The organism is Streptomyces sp. P17 (genome assembly GCF_032436805.1).
In the GTDB taxonomy this organism is placed as follows: Bacteria; Actinomycetota; Actinomycetes; order Streptomycetales; family Streptomycetaceae; genus Streptomyces.
In genome coordinates, this window is record NZ_JAVRBF010000065.1 from 22,781 (window position 1) to 43,453 (window position 20,673).

Annotated in this window: 18 protein-coding genes and 1 pseudogene; 8 read left to right on the forward strand and 11 right to left on the reverse strand. The window is 69.6% G+C overall.

The features are described from left to right. Window positions 1–4: 4 nt before the first annotated feature. The 7 genes from RMT89_RS32720 to RMT89_RS32750 all read right to left on the reverse strand — a co-directional run bounded on the left by RMT89_RS32720 (window position 5) and on the right by RMT89_RS32750 (window position 7,747). On the reverse strand, window positions 5–451 hold the full coding sequence (locus RMT89_RS32720) for a hypothetical protein (protein WP_315887366.1): 447 nt from the start codon (window positions 449–451) through the stop codon (window positions 5–7). A gap of 122 nt (window positions 452–573) precedes the next feature. Further along, window positions 574–1,992 (reverse strand): FAD-dependent oxidoreductase, encoded by a 1,419-nt coding sequence (locus RMT89_RS32725; RefSeq protein WP_315887367.1) that lies wholly within the window; start codon window positions 1,990–1,992, stop codon window positions 574–576. Between the two features lie 24 nt (window positions 1,993–2,016). Beyond that, window positions 2,017–2,817 (reverse strand): ABC transporter permease, encoded by an 801-nt coding sequence (locus tag RMT89_RS32730; protein ID WP_315887368.1) that lies wholly within the window; start codon window positions 2,815–2,817, stop codon window positions 2,017–2,019. Continuing rightward, window positions 2,818–3,741 (reverse strand): ABC transporter permease, encoded by a 924-nt coding sequence (locus RMT89_RS32735; RefSeq protein WP_315887369.1) that lies wholly within the window; start codon window positions 3,739–3,741, stop codon window positions 2,818–2,820. It lies immediately after the preceding gene. Further along, window positions 3,741–4,916 carry an ABC transporter ATP-binding protein gene (locus RMT89_RS32740; RefSeq protein ID WP_315887370.1) on the reverse strand — a complete coding sequence of 392 codons (1,176 nt, stop codon included), beginning with the start codon at window positions 4,914–4,916 and terminating at the stop codon, window positions 3,741–3,743. Before RMT89_RS32740 ends, RMT89_RS32735 begins: the two co-directional genes overlap by 1 nt. Then, window positions 4,913–6,160, reverse strand: a complete 1,248-nt coding sequence (locus RMT89_RS32745) for a spermidine/putrescine ABC transporter substrate-binding protein (RefSeq protein ID WP_315887371.1) — start codon at window positions 6,158–6,160, stop codon at window positions 4,913–4,915. Before RMT89_RS32745 ends, RMT89_RS32740 begins: the two co-directional genes overlap by 4 nt. A gap of 54 nt (window positions 6,161–6,214) precedes the next feature. Next, complete coding sequence (locus RMT89_RS32750; RefSeq protein ID WP_315887384.1) at window positions 6,215–7,747, reverse strand: gamma-aminobutyraldehyde dehydrogenase; 1,533 nt, start codon at window positions 7,745–7,747, stop codon at window positions 6,215–6,217. Between the two features lie 211 nt (window positions 7,748–7,958). Between RMT89_RS32750 and RMT89_RS32755 the strand changes: the two genes are divergently transcribed. The 3 genes and pseudogenes from RMT89_RS32755 to RMT89_RS32765 all read left to right on the forward strand — a co-directional run bounded on the left by RMT89_RS32755 (window position 7,959) and on the right by RMT89_RS32765 (window position 10,754). Then, window positions 7,959–8,513, forward strand: coding sequence for an NADAR family protein (locus tag RMT89_RS32755; protein ID WP_315887372.1), 555 nt, complete (start codon window positions 7,959–7,961; stop codon window positions 8,511–8,513). Between the two features lie 378 nt (window positions 8,514–8,891). Continuing rightward, window positions 8,892–10,020: pseudogene (locus RMT89_RS32760) on the forward strand (adenosine deaminase). Continuing rightward, window positions 10,017–10,754: a glycerophosphodiester phosphodiesterase gene (locus RMT89_RS32765; protein ID WP_315887373.1), complete on the forward strand. Its 738-nt coding sequence runs from the start codon at window positions 10,017–10,019 to the stop codon at window positions 10,752–10,754. The pseudogene RMT89_RS32760 and the gene RMT89_RS32765 overlap by 4 nt, the downstream one beginning before the upstream one ends. On the opposite strand, the gene RMT89_RS32770 is transcribed toward RMT89_RS32765, so the two are convergent. From RMT89_RS32770 to RMT89_RS32785, 4 genes are all read right to left on the reverse strand, one after another. Then, window positions 10,699–12,342 (reverse strand): sigma-70 family RNA polymerase sigma factor, encoded by a 1,644-nt coding sequence (locus RMT89_RS32770; protein ID WP_315887374.1) that lies wholly within the window; start codon window positions 12,340–12,342, stop codon window positions 10,699–10,701. The two genes, RMT89_RS32765 and RMT89_RS32770, sit on opposite strands and share 56 nt — an antisense overlap. A gap of 65 nt (window positions 12,343–12,407) precedes the next feature. Next, window positions 12,408–12,947, reverse strand: coding sequence for a hypothetical protein (locus RMT89_RS32775; RefSeq protein WP_315887375.1), 540 nt, complete (start codon window positions 12,945–12,947; stop codon window positions 12,408–12,410). A gap of 53 nt (window positions 12,948–13,000) precedes the next feature. Then, window positions 13,001–14,179: a spermidine/putrescine ABC transporter substrate-binding protein gene (locus RMT89_RS32780; RefSeq protein ID WP_315887376.1), complete on the reverse strand. Its 1,179-nt coding sequence runs from the start codon at window positions 14,177–14,179 to the stop codon at window positions 13,001–13,003. Window positions 14,180–14,287: 108 nt separating this feature from the next. After that, window positions 14,288–15,727, reverse strand: coding sequence for a gamma-aminobutyraldehyde dehydrogenase (locus RMT89_RS32785; protein WP_315887377.1), 1,440 nt, complete (start codon window positions 15,725–15,727; stop codon window positions 14,288–14,290). A gap of 167 nt (window positions 15,728–15,894) precedes the next feature. On the opposite strand from RMT89_RS32785, the gene RMT89_RS32790 reads away from it, so the two are divergent. From RMT89_RS32790 to RMT89_RS32810, 5 genes are all read left to right on the forward strand, one after another. Further along, window positions 15,895–16,425, forward strand: a complete 531-nt coding sequence (locus tag RMT89_RS32790) for an Lrp/AsnC family transcriptional regulator (RefSeq protein WP_315887378.1) — start codon at window positions 15,895–15,897, stop codon at window positions 16,423–16,425. Between the two features lie 19 nt (window positions 16,426–16,444). Next, complete coding sequence (locus tag RMT89_RS32795; RefSeq protein ID WP_315887379.1) at window positions 16,445–17,809, forward strand: aspartate aminotransferase family protein; 1,365 nt, start codon at window positions 16,445–16,447, stop codon at window positions 17,807–17,809. Window positions 17,810–17,988: 179 nt separating this feature from the next. After that, window positions 17,989–18,729: an ATP-binding cassette domain-containing protein gene (locus RMT89_RS32800; RefSeq protein WP_315887380.1), complete on the forward strand. Its 741-nt coding sequence runs from the start codon at window positions 17,989–17,991 to the stop codon at window positions 18,727–18,729. After that, entirely contained in the window at window positions 18,711–20,048 is a 1,338-nt protein-coding gene (locus tag RMT89_RS32805; RefSeq protein ID WP_315887381.1) for a hypothetical protein, read from the forward strand. The genes RMT89_RS32800 and RMT89_RS32805 overlap by 19 nt, the downstream gene beginning before the upstream one ends. Before the next feature lie 98 nt (window positions 20,049–20,146). Further along, on the forward strand, window positions 20,147–20,554 hold the full coding sequence (locus tag RMT89_RS32810; protein WP_315887382.1) for a VOC family protein: 408 nt from the start codon (window positions 20,147–20,149) through the stop codon (window positions 20,552–20,554). The last annotated feature ends 119 nt before the right edge of the window (window positions 20,555–20,673 follow it).

Consider the following 20,673-nt stretch of genomic DNA (forward strand, 5'->3'; position numbering starts at 1 on the left):
CGGCTCAGTCGTCATCGGCCAAGCCGGCGGCAGCCTCGTGCATGGCCAGTTCGAGCAGCGCGGGATCGGTGAGGGTGCCGGAGCCGTCCGGCGGGACCAGCCAGCGGACGCCGCCGGTGGCCCGGCCGGGGTAGGGCACCACGATCCAGGTACCGGGCCCCGCCGTGCGGATGCCGGTGCCGAGCCAGCGGGCCGCGGTGCCCGGCGGTACGAGGAAGCCCATACGTGCGTCGCCGAAGTCGACGAGCACCGGGCCGGGTTGGTCGAGGATACGGGTCAGTACATCGAGCGTCGGATAGCCGAGCTCGGCCGGCAGGATGAGCACGTCCCAGGCCTTCCCGGCGGGCAGCAGCGCCACCCCGAGCGGGTTGCGCTCCCATTCCCAGCGGCACGCCTCCGGATCCGGTGCCACGGACGCGAGCCACTCGACCGCCGTCTTCGCCCCTGTCATGACGGGGACCTCCCTTTCCGTCGTGGACGCCTAGTGCGTCACGAGGGAGAGGGAGGTCCCCGCCGGGCATTACGCGGGTTTCCGCAACCTTTTGAAGTGAACGGGAGCGCGGCCGGAGCGCGTCAGCTGTCGAAGCCCAGACCCAGCCGGTCCATCGTCTTCAGCCACAGGTTGCGCCGCCCGCCGTGCGCGTCGGCCCGGGCCAGCGACCACTTGGTCAGCGCGATGCCGGTCCAGGCGAACGGCTCGGGTGGGAAGGGGAGCGGCTTGCGCCGGACCATTTCCAGTTCGGTCCGCTCGGTGGGCTCCCCCGCCAGCAGGTCCAGCATCACATCGGCACCGAAGCGGGTGGCCCCTACGCCCAGCCCCGTGTAGCCCGCCGCGTAGGCCACCTTGCCCTGGTGGGCGGTGCCGAAGAACGCCGAGAAGCGCGAACAGGTGTCGATCGCGCCGCCCCAGGCGTGGGTGAAGCGAAGGCCCTCCAGCTGCGGGAAGCAGGTGAAGAAGTGGTCGGCAAGCTTGGCGTAGGTCTCCGGGCGGTCGTCGTACTCGGCGCGCACCCGGCCGCCGTACGGATAGATGGCGTCGTAACCGCCCCACAGGATCCGGTTGTCGGCGGAGAGCCGGAAGTAGTGGAACTGGTTGGCGCTGTCCCCGAGGCCCTGGCGGTTCTGCCAGCCGATCTCCTTGAGCTGGTCGTCGGTGAGCGGCTCGGTCATCAGGGCGTAGTCGTAGACCGGGACGGTGAAGGCCCGCACCCGCTTGACCAGGTTCGGGAAGATGTTGGTGCCGAGGGCGACCTGACGGGCGCGGACCGTTCCGTACGGGGTGCGTACGGCCATGCCGGCGCCGTACGGCTTCAGGTCCAGCGCGGGTGTGTGCTCGTAGACCCGCACCCCGAGCCGGACGCAGGCCGCCTTCAGGCCCCAGACCAGCTTGGCCGGGTTGAGCATGGCGACGCCCCGGCGGTCGTGGAGGCCGGCCTGGAATGTCGGTGAGTCGACTTGTTCCCGTACGGCGTCGGCGTCCAGGAACTCGACGCCCTCGGCGAGTCCACGGCGCTCGATCTCCTCGTACCAGTCGCGCAGTTCCCAGGCCTGGTAGGGCTCGGTGGCGACGTCGATCTCGCCGGTGCGTTCGAAGTCGCAGTCGATGCCGTGCCGGGCGACCGCCGCCTCGATCTCGTCGAGGTTGCGGGCACCCAGCTCCTGAAGCTTGTGGATCTCGTCCGGCCAGCGGGTGAGCCCGTTGGGCAGACCGTGGGTGAGGGAGGCGGCGCAGAAGCCGCCGTTACGGCCCGAGGCGGCCCAGCCCACCTCGCGGCCCTCCAGCAGGACGACATCCCGCCCGGGGTCGCGCTCCTTGGCCAGGAGCGCGGTCCACAGTCCGCTGTATCCGCCGCCGACGACCAGCAGATCGCAGGTCTCGGCGCCGGTGAGGGCGGGCTCGGGATGGGGCTTGCCGGGGTCGTCCAGCCAGTACGGGACCGGCTGGGCTTCAGAAAGTGCCTTTGTCCAACGGCTCATGGCGCTTGGGGCCATGATTTCAACTCCCTACGACTGCGCTTATGCCTTTTGCTTGTTGCGGCGGTTGCTGATGACCATCGAGGCCAGGACGAACAGTACGGCGATGATGAACATGGCCGTGCCGATGACATTGATCTGAACGGGCGTTCCGCGCTGTGCCGAGCCCCAGACGAACATGGGGAAGGTGACCGTCGAACCCGCGTTGAAATTGGTGATGATGAAATCGTCGAAGGAGAGCGCGAAGGCGAGCAGCGCGCCCGCGGCGATTCCGGGTGCCGCGATCGGCAGGGTGACCCGGAGGAAGGTCTGCAGCGGGCCGGCGTAGAGGTCCTGCGCGGCCTGCTCCAGCCTCGGGTCCATCGACATGACGCGCGCCTTGACGGCCGTCACGACGAAGCTGAGGCAGAACATGATGTGGGCGATGAGGATCGTCCAGAAGCCCAGTTGCACGCCCATGTTGAGGAACAGGGTGAGCAGCGAGGCGGCCATGACGACCTCGGGCATCGCCATCGGCATGAAGATCAGCGAGTTCACCGCGCCGCGCGCCCGGAACCGGTAGCGGACCAGGGCGAAGGCGATCATCGCGCCGAGGACCGTGGCGCCCAGCGTCGCCCAGAAGGCGATCTGGAGGCTGAGGGCGAGCGAGGAGCACAGCCCCGACACCCCGCACGGGTCGGTCCAGGCGTCGGTGGAGAACTTCTGCCACTCGTAATTGAAGCGGCCCTTCGGGTCGTTGAAGGAGAACACCGTCACGACGACGTTGGGCAGCAGCAGATATCCGAGGGTGACAAGCCCCGCGATGACGACGAGATTGCGCTTGAGCCAGTTGACGAAGGCCATTTAAACCAGGTCCTCCGTCCCCGACCTGCGGATGTAGAGCGTGACCATGATGAGGATCGCGAACATCAGGATGAAGGAGAGCGCCGCGGCCGTCGGATAGTCGAGAATCCTGAGGAACTGCGACTGGATGACATTGCCGACCATGCGGGTGTCGGTGGAGCCGAGCAGATCGGCGTTGACGTAGTCACCGGCGGCCGGGATGAAGGTGAGCAGGGTGCCGGAGACGACACCCGGCATCGACAGCGGGAAGGTGACCTTCCGGAAGGTCGTGATCGGCTTGGCGTACAGATCGTTCGCCGCCTCGTGCAGCCGGCCGTCGATGCGCTCCAGCGAGGTGTAGAGCGGAAGGATCATGAACGGCAGGAAGTTGTACGTCAGACCGCAGACGACCGCCAGCGGGGTGGCCAGCACCCGGTCCCCCGCCGTCATGCCGAGCCAGCTGGTGACGTCCAGGACGTGCAGCGAGTTGAGCGCGCCGACGACCGGGCCGCCGTCCGCGAGGATCGTCTTCCAGGCGAGGGTGCGGATCAGGAAGCTGGTGAAGAAGGGCGCGATCACCAGGATCATGATCAGGTTCCGCCAGCGGCCGGCCCGGAAGGCGATGAGATACGCCAGCGGATAGCCCAGCAGCAGACACAGGATCGTCGCGGAACCGGCGTACAGCACCGACCGCAGGAACTGCGGGTAGTACTCGGTGAGCGCGTCCCAGTAGGTGGCGAAGTGCCAGGTGACCTCGTAGCCCTGCTCCAGCGAACCGGTCTGCACCGAGGTGGAGGCCTGGTAGACCATCGGCAGCGCGAAGAACACCAGCAGCCAGGCGAGTCCGGGCAGCAGCAGGAGGTACGGCGTCCAGCGGCCCCTCTTGCGCGGGGGCTTCTTCTCGGGGGCGGGCGCCAGGGGCGGCGCCTCGGTGACCGTCGCCATCAGACCGCCTCTTCCTCGGTGCCCGCGGAGCCCACTGTCCCGGCAAGCAGGGACTGGGCGGCGTCCATGCCGAAGGTGTGCGCCGGGGACCAGTGCAGGACCACGTCGGCGCCGGGGACCAGACGGGCGTCGCGGTCGACGTTCTGGACGTAGACCGAGAGCTCGGGGCAGACCGGGCTGTCGATGACGTACTGCGTGGAGACGCCGATGAAGGACGCGTCGGCGATCTTTCCGGTGACGCGGTTGCGGCCGTCCGGGATCTCCCCCGCGTCGTCGGCGTGCGTGAGGGAGATCTTCTCGGGCCGCACGCCGACCAGCACCTTGCCGCCGGTCGTGGTGGGCGCGGAACAGCGTGCCTCGGGCAGGACGAGCTTGCCGCCGCCCGCCTTGAGGACGATGTCCTCGCCGCTCTTCGCGTCGACCTCCGCCTCGATGAGGTTGGAGGTGCCGAGGAAGTTGGCGACGAAGGTGGTCTTCGGGTTCTCGTACAGATCGGCGGGGGCGCCGAGCTGCTCGACCCGGCCCGCGTTCATCACGGCGACCGTGTCGGCCATGGTCATGGCCTCCTCCTGGTCGTGCGTGACATGCACGAAGGTGATGCCGACCTCGGTCTGGATGCGCTTGAGCTCCAGCTGCATCTGGCGGCGCAGCTTGAGGTCGAGGGCGCCGAGCGGCTCGTCGAGGAGGAGCACCTTGGGGTGGTTGATCAGCGCGCGGGCGAGGGCGACGCGCTGCTGCTGGCCGCCGGAGAGCTGATGCGGTTTCTTGCGCGCCTGCTCGCCGAGCTGCACGAGCTCCAGCATGTCCTCGACCTGCTTCTTCACGCTCTTGATGCCGCGTCGGCGCAGGCCGAAGGCGACGTTCTCGAAGATGTCGAGGTGCGGGAAGAGGGCGTAGGACTGGAAGACCGTGTTCACCGGCCGCTTGTAGGGCGGCAGCCGGGTCACGTCCTGGTCACCGAGGAAGACGGTGCCGGAGGTCGGCTCCTCAAGTCCCGCGATCATGCGCAGGGTTGTGGTCTTGCCGCAGCCGGAGGCGCCGAGCAGGGCGAAGAAGGAGCCCTGGGGAACGGTCAGGTCCAGCGGGTGTACGGCGGTGAAGGAACCGTACGTCTTGCTGATGCCCGTGAGGCGGACGTCGCCGGTGTTGTCGTTCTTGGTGGTCACGTCGATCACGCCCCAGTCAGCTTCGCGAACTTCGTTTCGAATTCGGTCTCTTCCTTCGAGCTCAGCGAGCGGAAGGCGCGGGACTTCGCGGCCATGGCCTTGTCGGGGATGATCAGCGGGTTGTTCGCCGCATCCTCGTCGATCTTCGCCAGCTCCTCCTTGACCCCGTCGACGGGACAGACGTAGTTGATGTACGCGGCGAGTGCGGCGGCCGCCTTCGGCTCGTAGTAGTAGTCGATGAGCCGTTCGGCGTTGGTCTTGTGCCGGGCCTTGTTGGGGACCAGCAGGTTGTCGGTCGACGTCATGTAGCCGCTGTCCGGGATGATGAAGTCGATGTCCGGGCTGTCCGCCTTGAGCTGGACGACGTCTCCGGCCCAGGCGATACAGGCGGCGAAGTCTCCGCTGGACAGGTCGGAGGTGTAGTCGTTGCCGGTGAAGCGGCGGATCTGGCCCTTGTCGACGGCCTTCTGGATACGGGCGATCGCCGCGTCGTAGTCGTCGGCGGTGAAGTTCCCCGGGTCCTTGCCCATGTCGAGCAGCGTCATGCCGATGCTGTCGCGCATCTCGGACAGGAAACCGACCCGGCCCTTGAGCTTGGGGTTGTCGAGCAGATCGGAGAGGGTCTTCACCTCGACGCCGTCCAGCGCCTTCTTGTTGTAGGCGATGACCGTCGAAATGCCCTGCCATACATACGAGTAGGCGCGCCCCGGGTCCCAGTCCGGGGAACGGAACTGGGAGGACAGGTTGGCGTAGGCGTGCGGCAGGTTGGAGGGGTCCAGTTTCTGGACCCACCCGAGGCGGATCAGCCGGGCCGCGAGCCAGTCGGTGACGCAGATGAGGTCGCGGCCGGTGTCCTGGCCGGCCGCCAGCTGCGGCTTGATCTTCCCGAAGAACTCGACGTTGTCGTTGATGTCCTCGGTGTACTTGACCTTGATGCCGGTCCGCTCGGTGAACCGGTCGAGCGTCGGGTGGCGCTTCCCGCTCTCGTCCACGTCCATGTACTCGGTCCAGTTGGAGAAGTGGACGGTCTTCTCCTTGGCCGAGCGGTCGTCCGAGGAGACTCCGCCCTCGGTCTTGCCGGCGGCCGGGATGCCGCAGGCGCTCAGCGTTCCCAGACCGCCGACCGCGAGCGCGCCGCCGGCGGAGGCGCGCAGCAGGGAACGGCGGCTGAGTGATGCCCTGCCGTTGCGGAAGCTGCGCCGCATGGCGGCCACTTGGGCCGGGGACAGGCGGTCTGGCTCGAACTGCTCCATGCGCTTGGTGCCCTTTCGGGAGGGTGGGCGGCCGCGGATCAGGCGGCCTGGCTGCTATCGGTCCCCGAAGATCGTGCGGTGCCAGTCCTTCCTGACGACCGCCGTGTTGTCGAACATGACGTGCTTGAGCTGCGTGTACTCCTCGAAGGAGTAGGCTGACATGTCCTTGCCGAAGCCGGACGCCTTGTAGCCGCCGTGCGGCATCTCGCTGATGATCGGGATGTGGTCGTTCACCCACACACAGCCCGCCTGGATCTCGCGGGTGGCACGGTTGGCCCGGTAGACGTCCCGGCTCCAGGCGGAGGCGGCGAGTCCGTACGGGGTGTCGTTGGCGAGCGCGATCCCCTCGTCGTCGGTGTCGAAGGGCAGCACGACCAGAACCGGGCCGAAGATCTCGGACTGGACGATCTCGCTGTCCTGGCCGGCGTCCGCGACGAGGGTGGGCCGGTAGTAGGCGCCCTTCTTCAGCTCCCCCTGCGGGGCCTCGCCGCCGGTCACCACGCGCGCGTAGGCGCGCGCCCGGTCCACGAACCCGGCGACCCGGTCGCGCTGGACGTGGGAGATGAGCGGGCCGAGGTCGGTGCCGGGGGCGAAGGGGTCGCCGAGCCGGACGCTCTCCATGAGGGCGGCGGTCCGCTCGACGAACGCCTCGTACAGCGGCCGCTGGACGTACGCGCGCGTGGCGGCGGTGCAGTCCTGGCCGGTGTTGATCAGGGCGCCCGCGACCGCGCCGTTGGCCGCGGCCTCCACGTCGGCGTCGTCGACGACGAAGGGCGCCTTGCCGCCGAGCTCCAGGTGGATCCGCTTGACGGTGGCGGTGGCGATCTCGGCGACCCGCTTGCCGACGGCGGTGGACCCGGTGAAGGAGGTCATGGCGACGTCCGGGTGCCCGACGAGATGCTCACCCGCCTCCTTGCCCGTCCCGGTGACGATGTTGACGACACCGTCGGGGATGCCCGCCTCGGTGCAGGCCTCGGCGAACAGCAGCGAGGTCAGCGGGGTCAGCTCGGCGGGCTTGAGCACGATGGTGTTGCCCGCGGCGATCGCCGGGAGGATCTTCCAGGCGGCCATCTGGAGGGGGTAGTTCCAGGGGGCGATGGAGCCGACGACGCCGATGGGCTCACGGCGTACGTAAGAGGTGTGGTCGCCGGAGTACTCACCGGCGGACTGCCCCTGAAGATGCCGGGCGGCACCGGCGAAGAACGAAGCGTTGTCGATCGTCCCCGGCACATCGAACTCGCGGGTCAGCTTCAGCGGCTTGCCGCACTGGAGGGACTCGGCGCGGGCGAACTCCTCGGCGCGGTCGGCGAGGACTGCGGCCAGCTTGTGCAGCGCGTCGGAACGCTCGCCGGGGGTGGCGGCGGACCAGCCGGGGAAGGCCTCTCGGGCCGCGGCGACGGCGGCGTCGACGTCGCTTGTGCCCGCCAGTTCGTAGGTGAGGACCTCCTCGCCGGTGGCCGGGTCGACGACGCTGTGGGTACGGCCCGAGGTGCCCTTGACCGTACGGCCGCCGATGTACTGCGCGCCGGCCGCGAAGCGCTCGTGTGCGGGGAATCGTTCCGGGGTGGCGTTGCCCGGGTTGTGCATGTCGCTCTCCTCCGCCTTCGCCTCGCTGTCCACGGGGGCGGGTGGCGTAGCTCCAGCTCGATTTGAGTGCCGATCCTGACAGAGCAAGTGGACTCCAACAAGTGATTCCGTTGTTGCCTTTTGGTTACGCGACGGAATCTGTCGACCAGGTGTCGAGTGAAGGGGAAAAAGCCAGGACGGAGTGTCAGTGGTGCGTGCCAGACTCGCGTGCATGGGAAAGATCGATTCTCGGGATGTCCTGGTCAGGGAGGTCCGCGCGGGGGCGGGTATCAAGTATCTGCACTTCTGGGGACATCGGCAGAGGCCCGACGGCCGGATCGGCGCGAGCTGTCTGAGCCAGTGGTGGCCGTCGCCGTTCACGGTGGACGGGGTGGCGTATGCGACGGCCGAGCACTGGATGATGGCCGGAAAGGCCCGCCTGTTCGGCGACGCGGAGGCCGAGCGACGGGTTCTGGCCGCCGAGCATCCCGTTCAGGCGAAGAACGCCGGGCGGCTGGTGCGGGGGTTCGACGAGGAGATATGGGGGCGCGAGCGGTTCGGCATCGTGGTCGAGGGCAGCGTGCACAAGTTCGGGTCGGACGAGGCGCTGCGGGGGTTTTTGCTGGGGACGGGGGAGCGGGTGCTGGTGGAGGCGAGTCCGGTGGATCGGGTGTGGGGGATCGGGCTCGCGGCGAATGACGAGGCGGCGGGGGATCCGGAGCGGTGGCGGGGGCCGAATCTGTTGGGGTTCGCGTTGATGGAGGCGCGGGAGCGGTTGCGGGGGTAGGGGGTTGTCGCCCCCGCCGCCCCTGCCCGTCCCTCCCCCGGAGGGGGGACCCCCAGCAGGGGCTGCCGCCCCTTCGACCCGGCCCCGAGGCCCCCGGGCCCCGACCCCGAAGCCACGGTATGCCGAAGCCCCTCCGCGCCCGCCGAGGCGGCGCCCGGGGACGGCGGTGCCCCAGGGCTCCGCTCCGCCCCGGACCCGGCGGCGTCCGGCCCGCCGCCCTTCGTCAGCCCGACCTTCCCCGCGGCCCCGGACTCCCCCGGCGCAGCCGGCGTCGGCGTGTCGTCGGACCTGCGCGGGACCCCCTCTGTCTGCGTCCCGTCATGCTACGGCGCCGCCCACCACCGCGCGGCCCCGGCCTACGATGATCCGGAGTCATCGATCAGCCGATCACCGCGTCCCGCCGCACCCCGGCCGAGGACGCCGTTCCCGGGGAGGAACCTTGACCGACCACACCGCCGCCGGCCTCGTGGGCGCCACGCGCGACCTGCACGCCTTCATCGCCGGACTGCCCAAGGCCGAACTCCATGTGCACCACGTCGGCTCCGCCTCCCCCCGGATCGTCTCGGAGCTGGCCGCCCGCCACCCCGACTCCAAGGTGCCCACCGACCCCGAGGCCCTGGTCGACTACTTCACCTTCACGGACTTCGCCCACTTCATCGAGGTGTATCTGTCCGTCGTGGATCTCATCCGCACCCCGGAGGACGTACGTCTGCTGACGTACGAGATCGCCCGCGATCTGGCCCGGCAGCGGGTGCGGTACGCCGAGCTGACCATCACCCCCTTCTCCTCCACCCGCCGCGGCATCGACGAGCGCGGCTTCATGGACGCGATCGAGGACGCCCGCAAGGCTGCCGAGGCCGAGTTCGGGACCGTACTGCGCTGGTGCTTCGACATCCCCGGCGAGGCGGGTCTTGAGTCGGCCGAGGAGACCGTACGGCTCGCCACCGATGACCGGCTGCGCCCCGAGGGCCTGGTGTCGTTCGGGCTCGGCGGGCCCGAGATCGGCGTACCGCGGCCGCAGTTCAAGCCGTACTTCGACCGGGCCATCGCCGCGGGCCTGCACTCCGTGCCGCACGCCGGTGAGACCACGGGGCCCGAGACGGTCTGGGACGCCCTGACGCATCTGGGCGCCGAGCGCATCGGACACGGCACCAGTTCCGCGCAGGACCCGAAGCTGCTCACGCACCTCGCGGAGAACCGGATCCCCCTGGAGGTGTGCCCGACCTCCAACATCGCCACCCGCGCGGTGCGCACCCTCGACGAGCACCCGATCAAGGAGTTCGTCCGGGCCGGCGTCCTGGTCACGATCAACTCCGACGACCCGCCGATGTTCGGCACCGACCTCAACACCGAGTACGCGGTGGCCGCCCGTCTGCTGGAGCTCGACGAGCGCGGTCTGGCCGAGCTCGCGCACACCGGCGTCGAGGCGTCCTTCCTCGACGAGCCCGGCAAGGCCCGTATCAAGGCCGAGATCGACACCTACACCGCCGCCTGGCTCGCCCCATGAAGCACCTGAACCGGACGATCACCGCGGTCGCCCACCGCGGCGACCCCTATCTGTTCCGCGAGAACACCCTCGACTCGCTGCGTTCGGCGATCAGCAGGGGCGCCGACGCCGTGGAGATCGACGTACGGCTGACCCGCGACGGCGTGCCCGTCCTGCTGCACGACGCGTCGCTGAAGCGGCTGTGGGAGCTGGACCGCCCGCTGCTCGCGCTGTCGGCGGACGAGGTACGCGAGCACACGGTCGGCAAGGTTCCGACGCTGGCCGAGGCACTCGCCCGGACCGACGGCACCCGCGTCATGCTCGATCTGCCCGGCACCCCGGATGTGCGCACCGCGCGCCGGGTCGTGGACGTCGTACGGGAGGCGGGCGCGGCCGACCGCGTGTACTACTGCGCCGGTGCCCCCGCCATGCTCGCCGTGCGCGCCGCGGACCCGCGCGCCGAGATCGCGCTGACCTGGACGACGCTGGCGCCGCCGCGGCCCGCGCTGCTGGACGCGGTGCGGCCGCGCTGGCTCAACTACCGTTTCGGGCTTGTCGACCGGGCCCTCGCCGAGCGGGTCCACCGCGGGGGGCGCCTGCTGTCGGTCTGGACCCCCGACACCCGCCGGTCGATGCGCCGGCTGATCACCCTGGGCGTCGACTCGATCACCACGAACCGCATCGACGCGCTGCACACGCTCACACGCGCGAACGCCGCGCCACCGTCGCCGGATCGGCGGGGGTCGCGCGCGTGACGTACTGCGGGACGGGCGCGGTGTCGTCGCCGGTGTCACGGACCAGGCCGTAGCGGATCGCGCCCTGGTCGGGGCCGTAGTGGACGTCCTTGTCCACTGCGGCCCAGTCCGTCGGCATGACGGTCAGCCCGTAGGAGGCGCCGCGCTCGTTCACGTGGAGGGTGACGGTGCCGTCGATGTAGAAGTACTCGTTCTGCCACATCTGCTGGGTGCCGTCCGGCAGCACCGTGTAGCCGATGTCCGGGCCGCCCATGCCGGTGACGTACCCGCGATCGGAGCCGTCCCCGGTGACGTCGTCCATACGGCGCCCGCCACCGGACGCGACATGGAACAGCTTGCCCTTCAGACCGGTCCAGGTCGGCATCGTCAGACCGCCGGGCCGGTCGTGCGGGGCGATCTGCCAGCGCACCAGCACATAACCCCGCCCGCTGAGCGTCACGCTCTCGCCCCGGTGCTGCATGACGGCCTTCGGGCCCCAGGTGCTGGTGAGCCCGGCCTCGGTACGGCGGGGCAGGGCGCCGGGGTCCGCGTCGGGGTCCGGCGCCTTGTCGACGGTGTCGACGACCGTGCCGTAGAGCTGGACCTTCCGCTGAGTCACCGACGGGGTGGGGGAAGGACTCGCCGAGAACTTCGGCGACGGCGAGGGGCTGGTCACGGTGGGTGCGGAGGCACGCGGCGGCGGTTCGTCGGACGGGACGGTGACGACGTAGGCGCCGCCCGCGACGATGGTCGCTCCGGCGGTCACCGCGACCACGGGCTGGGTCAGCGCGCCCAGCACCTTGGCGGACCAGCCGGCGGAGGCCGCCGCGGCGGCCGTCTTGCCGCCGAAGGCCAGGGAGAGCGTGAAGCCGACCGGGAGGGGGACGAGGGCGAGGCCGACGAGAAGCCGTTCGGCCGGTACGACGGTCTCGCGGGCGTCGCCGCAGTAGCCGCAGCCCCTGATGTGCCGGGCCAGCCGCTTGCGCCAGACCGAGTCGGGGCGGCCGTTCCAGCGGGAGGTGAGGTCGCGCAGTTCCGGGCAGGCGCCGTCGAGGGCCCGCACGATGCCGCGCGCGGTCTCCAGCCGTTCCTTCACCCGCTGCACCCGCACCGCCGCGTGCTGCCGGCTGATCCCGGCCGCTGCCGCCAGCTCGCGCCGGCTCAGCTCGCCCGCGACCTCCAGCCACCACAGCGACAGCAACTGCCGGTCCTCGTCGTCGAGCCACGGCACGGCCTCGGCGACCTCGCGCCGCTGGCCCTCAAGTCCCAGGCGCAGCACGGTGAGTTCGGCGAAGTCCTGCTGAGCCGCCGCCTCGTCGAGCGGCGCGGACTGTCTGCGGCGCGCCCGGTCCCGGATCTGTCGCATGGCGATGGCGATGAGCCAGGACCGGAAGCTGTCCGGATCCCGCAGCGACCCGAGGTTGCCGACGGCCCGCAGCATGGTCTCCTGAACGACGTCGTCGACATCGGCATGTCCGTCGAGCGCCCGTCCGACGACGTTGTAGACGAGCGGAAGCCATCCCGCCACCAGCTCGTCCAGGGCACGCCGGTCCCCCGCCTGCGCGGCTGCGATGGTGGAGCGCCACTGCCTGCCGGCTGCCTCGTCCACGGACGTCCTCTCTGGTGTCGTTCCCTCTTCGTACGCGCTCTGTCAGGGACCGGCCATGAGGGAGATCACAGGGAGGGAGACGGAGTGGGGGCGCCCTCGATAACACTTTTCCCGGTCAGCGCCTCCAGCCGCTTGATCTTCTGCCGTACGAGGTAGAGCGGGATCACCCCGAACACCCCGAACGCCATGTCGATCACGCTCCACCAGAAGGGAATCCCGCGGATCGGTCCGCAGATCAGGGCGAGCGGGATGATGCCGGCGCAGGCGATCATCCCGAACTCGACGACCCAGATGTTGCGGACCGGGTCCCGGTAGGGCCCGTAGAAGGCGACGGCGATGACGAGATGGGCGAAGGCCAGCCAGTCCGTGCCGTAGAGCAGGAAGGGGTAGTCGGCGTCGGCGGTGTCGAGGCCGAGCCGGACGCGCTCGATCCAGTCCATGAGCGCGGGCAGGTGGTCCCCCACCGACAGCGACCTCAACACGTCCTCGGTCCAGCGCAGTTCGTGGACGAGCGGGAAGGCGGTGGCACCGCTCAGCACGAGACATACGACGAAGAACACCAGCCGGCCGCGAATGCCCTTCAACAGGGCGGCTCTGTCGCTCATGGCAGCAGCGCACGCCGTTGTTGAACGCGTTCAAAAGCGTGCCGGGGTGTGATCTACAACCCCAGGAGCGCGTTCCACCGCCTGGCGAAGTCCACCCGTTCCTCCGCCGTGATGTCCCGGGCCACGGCGAGGCGCTCACGCATGGCCGAGTCCGGGAAGATCAGGGGGTCTTCGGCAAGGGCCGCGGTCTCCTTGTCCTTCGCGGAGGCCAGGACGTCCTGCGCGGCGGGGACCGGGCAGACGTAGTTCACCCAGGCGGCCAGGTCCGCGGCGACCTCGGGCTCGTAGTAGTAGTCGATCAGGCGCTCGGCGTTCGTCTTGTGGCGGGCGAGGTTGGGGATCATCAGGGACTCCGACCAGAGTTCGGCGCCCTCCTCGGGGACGACGAACTCGATGTCCGGGTCGTCCGCCTGGAGTTGGATGACATCACCGGAGTACGCCTGACAGGCCAGGACATCGCCGCTGGAGAGGTCCTTGATGTAGTCGTTGCCGGTGAAGCGGCGGATATGGCCGCTGCCGACCCGCCGCTCGATCTGCTCGCAGACCGTGTGGAAGTCGTCCGCCGTCCACTTCGTGATGTTGACGCCGTTGCCCTGCATCAGCAGCGCGAAGGCCTCGTCGAGCCCGGACAGCAGCGTGACCCTGCCCTTCAGATCGCTCGCCCACAGATCGGAGACCTGCTGTATCTCCCGGCCCAACCGGCGGCGGTTGTACGCGATTCCGGTGATCCCCGACTGCCACGGCACGGTGAACTTGCGTCCGGGGTCGAAGGCGGGCGAGCGCAGCAGCGGATCCAGGTACCGCGTCACGTTCGGCTGACGGGCCCGGTCCATCTCCTGCACCCAGCCCAGTCGTACGAAACGGGCGCACATCCAGTCGCTGATGACGATGAGATCGCGGCCCGTCTGCTGATGGTTCATCAGGGAGGGGCTGATCTTCCCGAAGAACTCGTCGTTGTCGTTGATCTCCTCGACGTAGTCCACCGAGATGCCGGTGCGCTCCTCGAACGCGTCCAGCGTGGGCCGCTTCGTCTCGTCCGCGTCGTCGACGTCTATGTACAGCGGCCAGTTCGCCCAGGTCAGCCGCCGGTCCGTGGTGGACAGATCGGCGGCGGAGCGGTCACCGGGCTTGACGTAGGCAGCGGGCACCCCGCAGCCCGCGAGCGCGGCGGCGGCCGACGCGAGCAGCAGGGAACGGCGGGAGACACGGGAGGTGTACGAGGGGGGCAGCATCCCAGCAGGATGCCGCCCCCCTCACGAGCCGGACAATGGACGGCGCGTCGAGCGAAGCCGCGGGTATCGGACACGTTGTCAACGCATACCCCGGCCCTGTCGGGACTCTCAGCCGTCCAGCGACGTCATGACGTGCTTGATCCGCGTGTAGTCGTCGAACCCGTACCCGGACAGGTCCTTGCCGTACCCGGACTTCTTGAAGCCGCCGTGCGGCATCTCCGCGACCAGCGGAATGTGCGTGTTGATCCACACACAGCCGAAGTCCAGCGTCTTCGACATCCGCATCGCCCGCGCGTGGTCCTTGGTCCACACCGAGGACGCGAGGGCGTAGTCCACACCGTTCGCCCACTCGACGGCCTGCGCCTCGTCCGAGAACGACTGGACGGTGATGACCGGTCCGAAGACCTCGTTCTGGATGATCTCGTCGTCCTGCTTGAGTCCGGAGACGACGGTCGGGGCGTAGAAGTAGCCCTTGTCACCGACCCGCTGACCGCCGGCCTCGACCTTGGCGTGCGCGGGGAGGCGCTCGATGAAGCCGGAGACCTGCTTGAGCTGGTTCGGGTTGTTCAGCGGGCCGAAGAGCACGTCCTCGTCGTCCGGCTGGCCCGTCTTCGTCTCGGCGGCGGCCTTCGCGAGCGCGGCCACGAACTCGTCGTGGATGGACTCCTGGACGAGGACGCGCGTGGCGGCCGTACAGTCCTGGCCGGCGTTGAAGAAGCCCGCGACGGAGATGTCCTCGACGGCCTTCGCGATGTCCGTGTCCTCGAAGACGACGACCGGCGCCTTGCCGCCCAGCTCCAGGTGGACCCGCTTGAGGTCCTTGGCCGCGGACTCGGCGACCGACATGCCCGCACGGACCGAGCCGGTGATGGAGGCCATCGCCGGGACCGGGTGCTCGACCATGAGCCGGCCGGTGTCACGGTCGCCGGTGATGACGTTGAAGACGCCCTTGGGCAGGATCGAGCCGATGATGTCGGCCATCAGGACGGTGGACGCCGGGGTGGTGTCCGACGGCTTCAGGACGACCGTGTTGCCCGCGGCGATGGCCGGGGCGAACTTCCATACGGCCATCATCATCGGGTAGTTCCACGGCGCGACCTGCGCGCAGACGCCGACCGGCTCACGGCGGATGATGGAGGTCATCCCCTCCATGTACTCACCGGCCGAGCGCCCCTCCAGCATCCGGGCCGCACCGGCGAAGAACCGGATCTGGTCCACCATCGGCGGGATCTCCTCGGACCGGGTCAGCCCGATCGGCTTGCCGGTGTTCTCCACCTCGGCCGCGATGAGCTCCTCGGCGCGCTCCTCGAACGCGTCCGCGATCTTCAGGAGGGCCTTCTGGCGCTCGGCGGGGGTGGTGTCGCGCCAGGCGGGGAAGGCGCGGGCGGCGGCCTCCATGGCGGCGTCGACATCCGCCTGCCCGGACAGCGGCGCGGTCGCGTACGCCTCGCCCGTCACGGGGTTGACCACCTCGGTGGTCCGTCCGTCGGCGGCGTCGCGGAACTCACCGTCGATGTAATTGCGCAGACGACGCAGCTCGGTGCTCACTGCCGGCCTCCTGTCAGGTTCAACTGTCCGATTGCTGAGACACCCACCCTAATCGGCAAGCCCACGTTTTCAACACCCCTGATCCCGCTCGACTGCGAAATCCGCAGGACTCACACACGTAAACAACGAATTTCATCGCCGTGCCCTTGCGAAACTGTCGAGACCTCGTGCACAGTGAGCGCGTGGCCAGTCGAAGCGCAGACCCCAGGGACTCCCGCGAGTCCCCCCGCGAATCCAGGAACGGCAGCACGCCGCACCTGGACGCCGTCTCCCTCGCCATCATCGAACAGCTCCAGCAGGACGGCCGCCGGCCGTACGCCGCCATAGGCAAGGCCGTGGGCCTGTCCGAAGCGGCCGTGCGCCAGCGCGTCCAGAAGCTGCTCGACCAGGGCGTGATGCAGATCGTCGCCGTCACGGACCCGCTCACCGTGGGCTTCCGGCGCCAGGCGATGGTCGGCATCCATGTGGAGGGGGACGTGGAGTCCGTCGCCGACGCGCTCACCGCGATGCCCGAGTGCGAGTACGTGGTGATGACGGCAGGCTCCTTCGACCTGATGGTGGAGATCGTCTGCGAGGACGACGACCACCTGCTGGAAGTCATCAACCGCCGCATCCGAGCCATCCCCGGAGTGCGCTCCACCGAGAGCTTCGTCTATCTGAAGCTCAAGAAGCAGACCTACATGTGGGGAACCCGATAGCCGTGAGGACCCGATAACCGTGAGCACCAAGGACCTCAGCCAGACCGCGTACGACCACCTGTGGATGCACTTCACCCGCATGTCCTCGTACGAGAACTCCCCCGTCCCCACCATCGTCCGGGGCGAGGGCACCTACATCTACGACGACAAGGGCAAGCGCTACCTCGACGGTCTCGCGGGCCTGTTCGTGGTGCAGGCCGGCCACGGCCGCACCGAGCTCGCCGAGACCGCCTCCAAGCAGGCGCAGGAGCTGGCCTTCTTCCCGGTCTGGTCCTACGCCCACCCCAAGGCCGTCGAGCTGGCCGAGCGCCTCGCCCACGAGGCCCCTGGCGACCTGAACAAGGTCTTCTTCACCACCGGCGGCGGCGAGGCGGTCGAGACCGCCTGGAAGCTCGCCAAGCAGTACTTCAAGCTCACCGGCAAGCCCACCAAGTACAAGGTCATCTCCCGCGCGGTCGCCTACCACGGCACCCCGCAGGGCGCCCTGTCCATCACCGGCCTGCCGGCCCTGAAGGCCCCCTTCGAGCCGCTGGTCCCGGGCGCGCACAAGGTCCCGAACACCAACATCTACCGCGCCCCGATCCACGGCGACGACCCCGAGGCCTACGGCCGCTGGGCCGCCGACCAGATCGAGCAGCAGATCCTCTTCGAGGGCCCGGACACGGTCGCGGCGGTCTTCCTGGAGCCCGTGCAGAACGCGGGCGGCTGCTTCCCGCCCCCGCCCGGCTACTTCCAGCGGGTCCGCGAGATCTGCGACCAGTACGACGTCCTGCTGGTCTCGGACGAGGTCATCTGCGCCTTCGGCCGGCTGGGCACGACCTTCGCCTGCGACAAGTTCGGCTACGTCCCGGACATGATCACCTGCGCCAAGGGCATGACCTCGGGCTACTCCCCGATCGGCGCCTGCATCATCTCCGACCGTCTGGCCGAGCCGTTCTACAAGGGCGACAACACCTTCCTGCACGGCTACACCTTCGGCGGCCACCCGGTCTCCGCGGCGGTCGGCCTCGCCAACCTCGACCTGTTCGAGCGCGAGGGCCTCAACCAGCACGTCCTCGACAACGAGGGCGCGTTCCGCTCCACGCTGGAGAAGCTGCACGACCTGCCGATCGTCGGCGACGTCCGCGGCAACGGCTTCTTCTACGGCATCGAGCTGGTCAAGGACAAGGCCACGAAGGAGTCCTTCAACGACGAGGAGACCGAGCGCGTCCTGTACGGCTTCCTCTCCAAGGCCCTCTTCGACAACGGCCTGTACTGCCGTGCCGACGACCGTGGTGACCCGGTCGTCCAGCTCGCCCCGCCGCTGATCTCCAACCAGGACACGTTCGACGAGATCGAGCAGATCCTGCGCGGGACGCTGACGGAGGCGTGGACGAAGCTGTAGCCCCCGGCGGTTCCGTGGCCCGGGTACACCCATGCGAGTGAGAAGGGTGCACCCGGGCCGCGTGCTGACCGGCGTCGCTGTCCCGGATCCTTAGCGTGCCTGGTAACCGATCGGCCCTGCTTTCGTTCCCCCGCACGGGGGACTGCAAGGCACAACGGACCAGAACGAGGTGTACGCCCATGGAGGCTCCGCCGGACAACGACGTGCTCTGGGCACGGTCCCTGCACTTCACGCACCTGGATGGCTCACCCGCGCTGAGTGGCGTCTCCCTCGGCGTGCGCGAGGGGGAGATCCTCGCGGTGTGCGGCCCGCGCGGCAGCGGCAAGACGACCCTGCTCACCTGCCTGGCGGGGCTGGCCCCGACGCGACGCGGTGAGGTGTGGTTCAACAGCGTGCCGGTGCACACCATGGGCTCCGTCGGCCGCGAGCGGCTGCGCCGCGACCGCTTCGGCTGGATCGACCCCGAGCCGGTGCTGGTCCCCGAGCTCAACGTCTGGGAGAACGCCGCCCTGCCCTTGATGCTGCGCGGCACCAGCCGCCGCCGGGCCAAGACGGCCGCGCTGGAGTGGCTGGAGCGCCTCGACATCGGGGACGGCGCCCGCAGGCGCCCGCGCGAACTGACCCAGGCGCAGCGTCAGCGGGTCTGCATCGCCCGCGCGCTGGCCCCGGCCCCGACCGTCCTGTTCGCCGACGAACCGACGGCCCCGCTGCACCGGGCCGACCGGGCGCATGTCCTGCGTACGCTGACGACAGCGGCCCGCTCGCACGGCATCACGGTGGTCCTGGCGACCCACGACGCGGAGACGGCGGCCCTGGCCGACCGCACGGTGTCCCTACTGGACGGCCGCCGCGTGAACACCGTGCACCTTCCCCCGATGGCCGAGTCGGAAGGCCGGGCCGCGTGCTCGCTCTCCGCCTGACCCGCCGCGCCCATCCCGCCGTACAGCTGCGCCGTCTGCTGGTGGCAACCGCCTCGGCGGGCACGGGCTTCCTCCTCCTGTGCGCCCTGGGCCACGCGTTGACCCACCCCGACTCCCCCGGCGGGTCCTTCCTCCGCCTCACCTGGTGCGCGGCACCGCTGGCGGCAACGGTCCACTTCGCGGTAGCGGTAGCCCGAACGGACCCGGGCACCCGCCCCCGCCCGGGTCTGGCGGCGATCGGCCTCGGCCCGGTCCGTCTGATGGCCGTCTCGGCAACGACCACAGCCCTGTCGACGCTGCTCGGCTCCATGCTGGCCCTGCTCTTCTTCCTCCACCTGCGAGGCGACCTGACGGGAATGCCGTTCGACGGAGCGGCAGCGGACTTCCTGGCGGCCTCGGAGCCCCTCCCCCTCCCCGCGGCCCTGACCCTGCTGTCCCTGGTACCGGCGGCGGCATCCCTGTCGGTGGCAGTGACGCTACGGCCCCGGGAGCCAAGGCCAACCCCCTCCGAGGGCCCCAGACGCTTCGGCCGCTTCGGGGCGTACGGCACGACGGGGGCACGGGAAACGTTCGGGGCGTACGGGAGATTCGGCGCCCGTCTACGGCATCCCGCGGGCAGCCGTGCCGCTGGGGCGGCTCCCGACCCGAAGGAGAGCGACACCCCGTCGGCGAGCGAATCCCACCCACCCGCACCGACCTCAGCAGACGCACCCACCACCCCCGCAGGCCTCCCCTGGGGCACGGCCGTCCTCGCCGCAGGCCTGGCCGTAGAGGCCTACGCCAGCACCGCCACCACCACCGCCCCCATGCCAGGCGGCCTCCCCACCGGCCCCGCCGCAGTCCTCATCGGCTGGGCCCTCACCGCGGTCGGCCTGGCCCTCGGTGGCCCCGGCCTCACCCACCTCTGCGGCCGCCTCCTCCAGTCCGCCCGCCCCGGCGCCCTCCGCCTCCTCGCGGGCCGAGTCCTCATGGAGGAAGCCACCCGCATCGGCCGCCCCCTCGGCGTGGTCTGCGCCGTAGCCTCCGCCGCGTACGCCATGGCCGTACTCCCCGGCCCCGCCGCGGACGGCCGCTCCCTCGGCCCCCTGACCACCCTCGGCGCCACAGTGGTCACCGGCTGCGCGATCGCCACCCTCCTCACCGCCGCCGTGGAAGCGAGGCAGGCGCGGGCCGACACCACGGCCGCCCTCCTCCGCCTCGGCGCCCCGCCCACGATGCTCCGCAGCGCGGCCGCCCTCCGCGCGAGCGCGCTCCTGGCCGTGTTCGGCCCGCTCACACTGATCGTCGCCGAGCTCGCGGCGCTGCCATTGGCCCGCTGAAAAATCCGCACGAAAAAAATCTTCGAACCGCGATGAGTTCCGCCCCACCCCCCGGTCTACCCCACCGAACAGACCAACCCCGATGGGAGAGACTCCAGATGTACCAGCAGATGATCTTCGTGAACCTGCCCGTCGCCGACCTCGACGCCTCCAAGAAGTTCTTCACGGAGCTGGGCTACTCGATCAACCCGCAGTTCAGCGACGAGAACGCGGCGAGTGTCGTGATCAGCGAGACCATCGTCGCGATGCTCCTCACCAAGCCCTTCTACGCGAGCTTCACCGACAAGGAGATCGCGGACGCGACGAAGACCAGCGAGGTGATGATCGCTCTGAGCGCCGAGTCCCGCGAGAAGGTCGACGAGCTGGTGGACAAGGCGATCGCCGCCGGCGGCACCGCTTCCGAGAAGGTCCAGGACATGGACTTCATGTACGGCCGCGCCTTCGACGACCTCGACGGCCACACCTGGGAGGTCGTCTGGATGGACCCCGCCGCGATCGAGGGCTGAACCGCCGCCGTGTCCAGTGCCGCGGCAGGCAACGTTTGCCCCTCAAGGAGCGGCGTCCGGTGCGTGCTCTCGGCGTGCCGGCCGGAAGCCCTCGTACTGGATGTACCTGGGCTTTCGGC

Coding starts and splice junctions, on each gene's coding strand:
- RMT89_RS32800 (WP_315887380.1), top strand. CDS start 17,989: ATGGAGGCTCCGCCGGACAACGACGTGCTCTGGGCACGGTCCCTGCAC.
- RMT89_RS32780 (WP_315887376.1), bottom strand. CDS start 14,179: ATGCTGCCCCCCTCGTACACCTCCCGTGTCTCCCGCCGTTCCCTGCTG.
- RMT89_RS32720 (WP_315887366.1), bottom strand. CDS start 451: ATGACAGGGGCGAAGACGGCGGTCGAGTGGCTCGCGTCCGTGGCACCG.
- RMT89_RS32775 (WP_315887375.1), bottom strand. CDS start 12,947: ATGAGCGACAGAGCCGCCCTGTTGAAGGGCATTCGCGGCCGGCTGGTG.
- RMT89_RS32750 (WP_315887384.1), bottom strand. CDS start 7,747: ATGCACAACCCGGGCAACGCCACCCCGGAACGATTCCCCGCACACGAG.
- RMT89_RS32810 (WP_315887382.1), top strand. CDS start 20,147: ATGTACCAGCAGATGATCTTCGTGAACCTGCCCGTCGCCGACCTCGAC.
- RMT89_RS32725 (WP_315887367.1), bottom strand. CDS start 1,992: ATGGCCCCAAGCGCCATGAGCCGTTGGACAAAGGCACTTTCTGAAGCC.
- RMT89_RS32735 (WP_315887369.1), bottom strand. CDS start 3,741: ATGGCGACGGTCACCGAGGCGCCGCCCCTGGCGCCCGCCCCCGAGAAG.
- RMT89_RS32755 (WP_315887372.1), top strand. CDS start 7,959: ATGGGAAAGATCGATTCTCGGGATGTCCTGGTCAGGGAGGTCCGCGCG.
- RMT89_RS32765 (WP_315887373.1), top strand. CDS start 10,017: ATGAAGCACCTGAACCGGACGATCACCGCGGTCGCCCACCGCGGCGAC.
- RMT89_RS32745 (WP_315887371.1), bottom strand. CDS start 6,160: ATGGAGCAGTTCGAGCCAGACCGCCTGTCCCCGGCCCAAGTGGCCGCC.
- RMT89_RS32730 (WP_315887368.1), bottom strand. CDS start 2,817: ATGGCCTTCGTCAACTGGCTCAAGCGCAATCTCGTCGTCATCGCGGGG.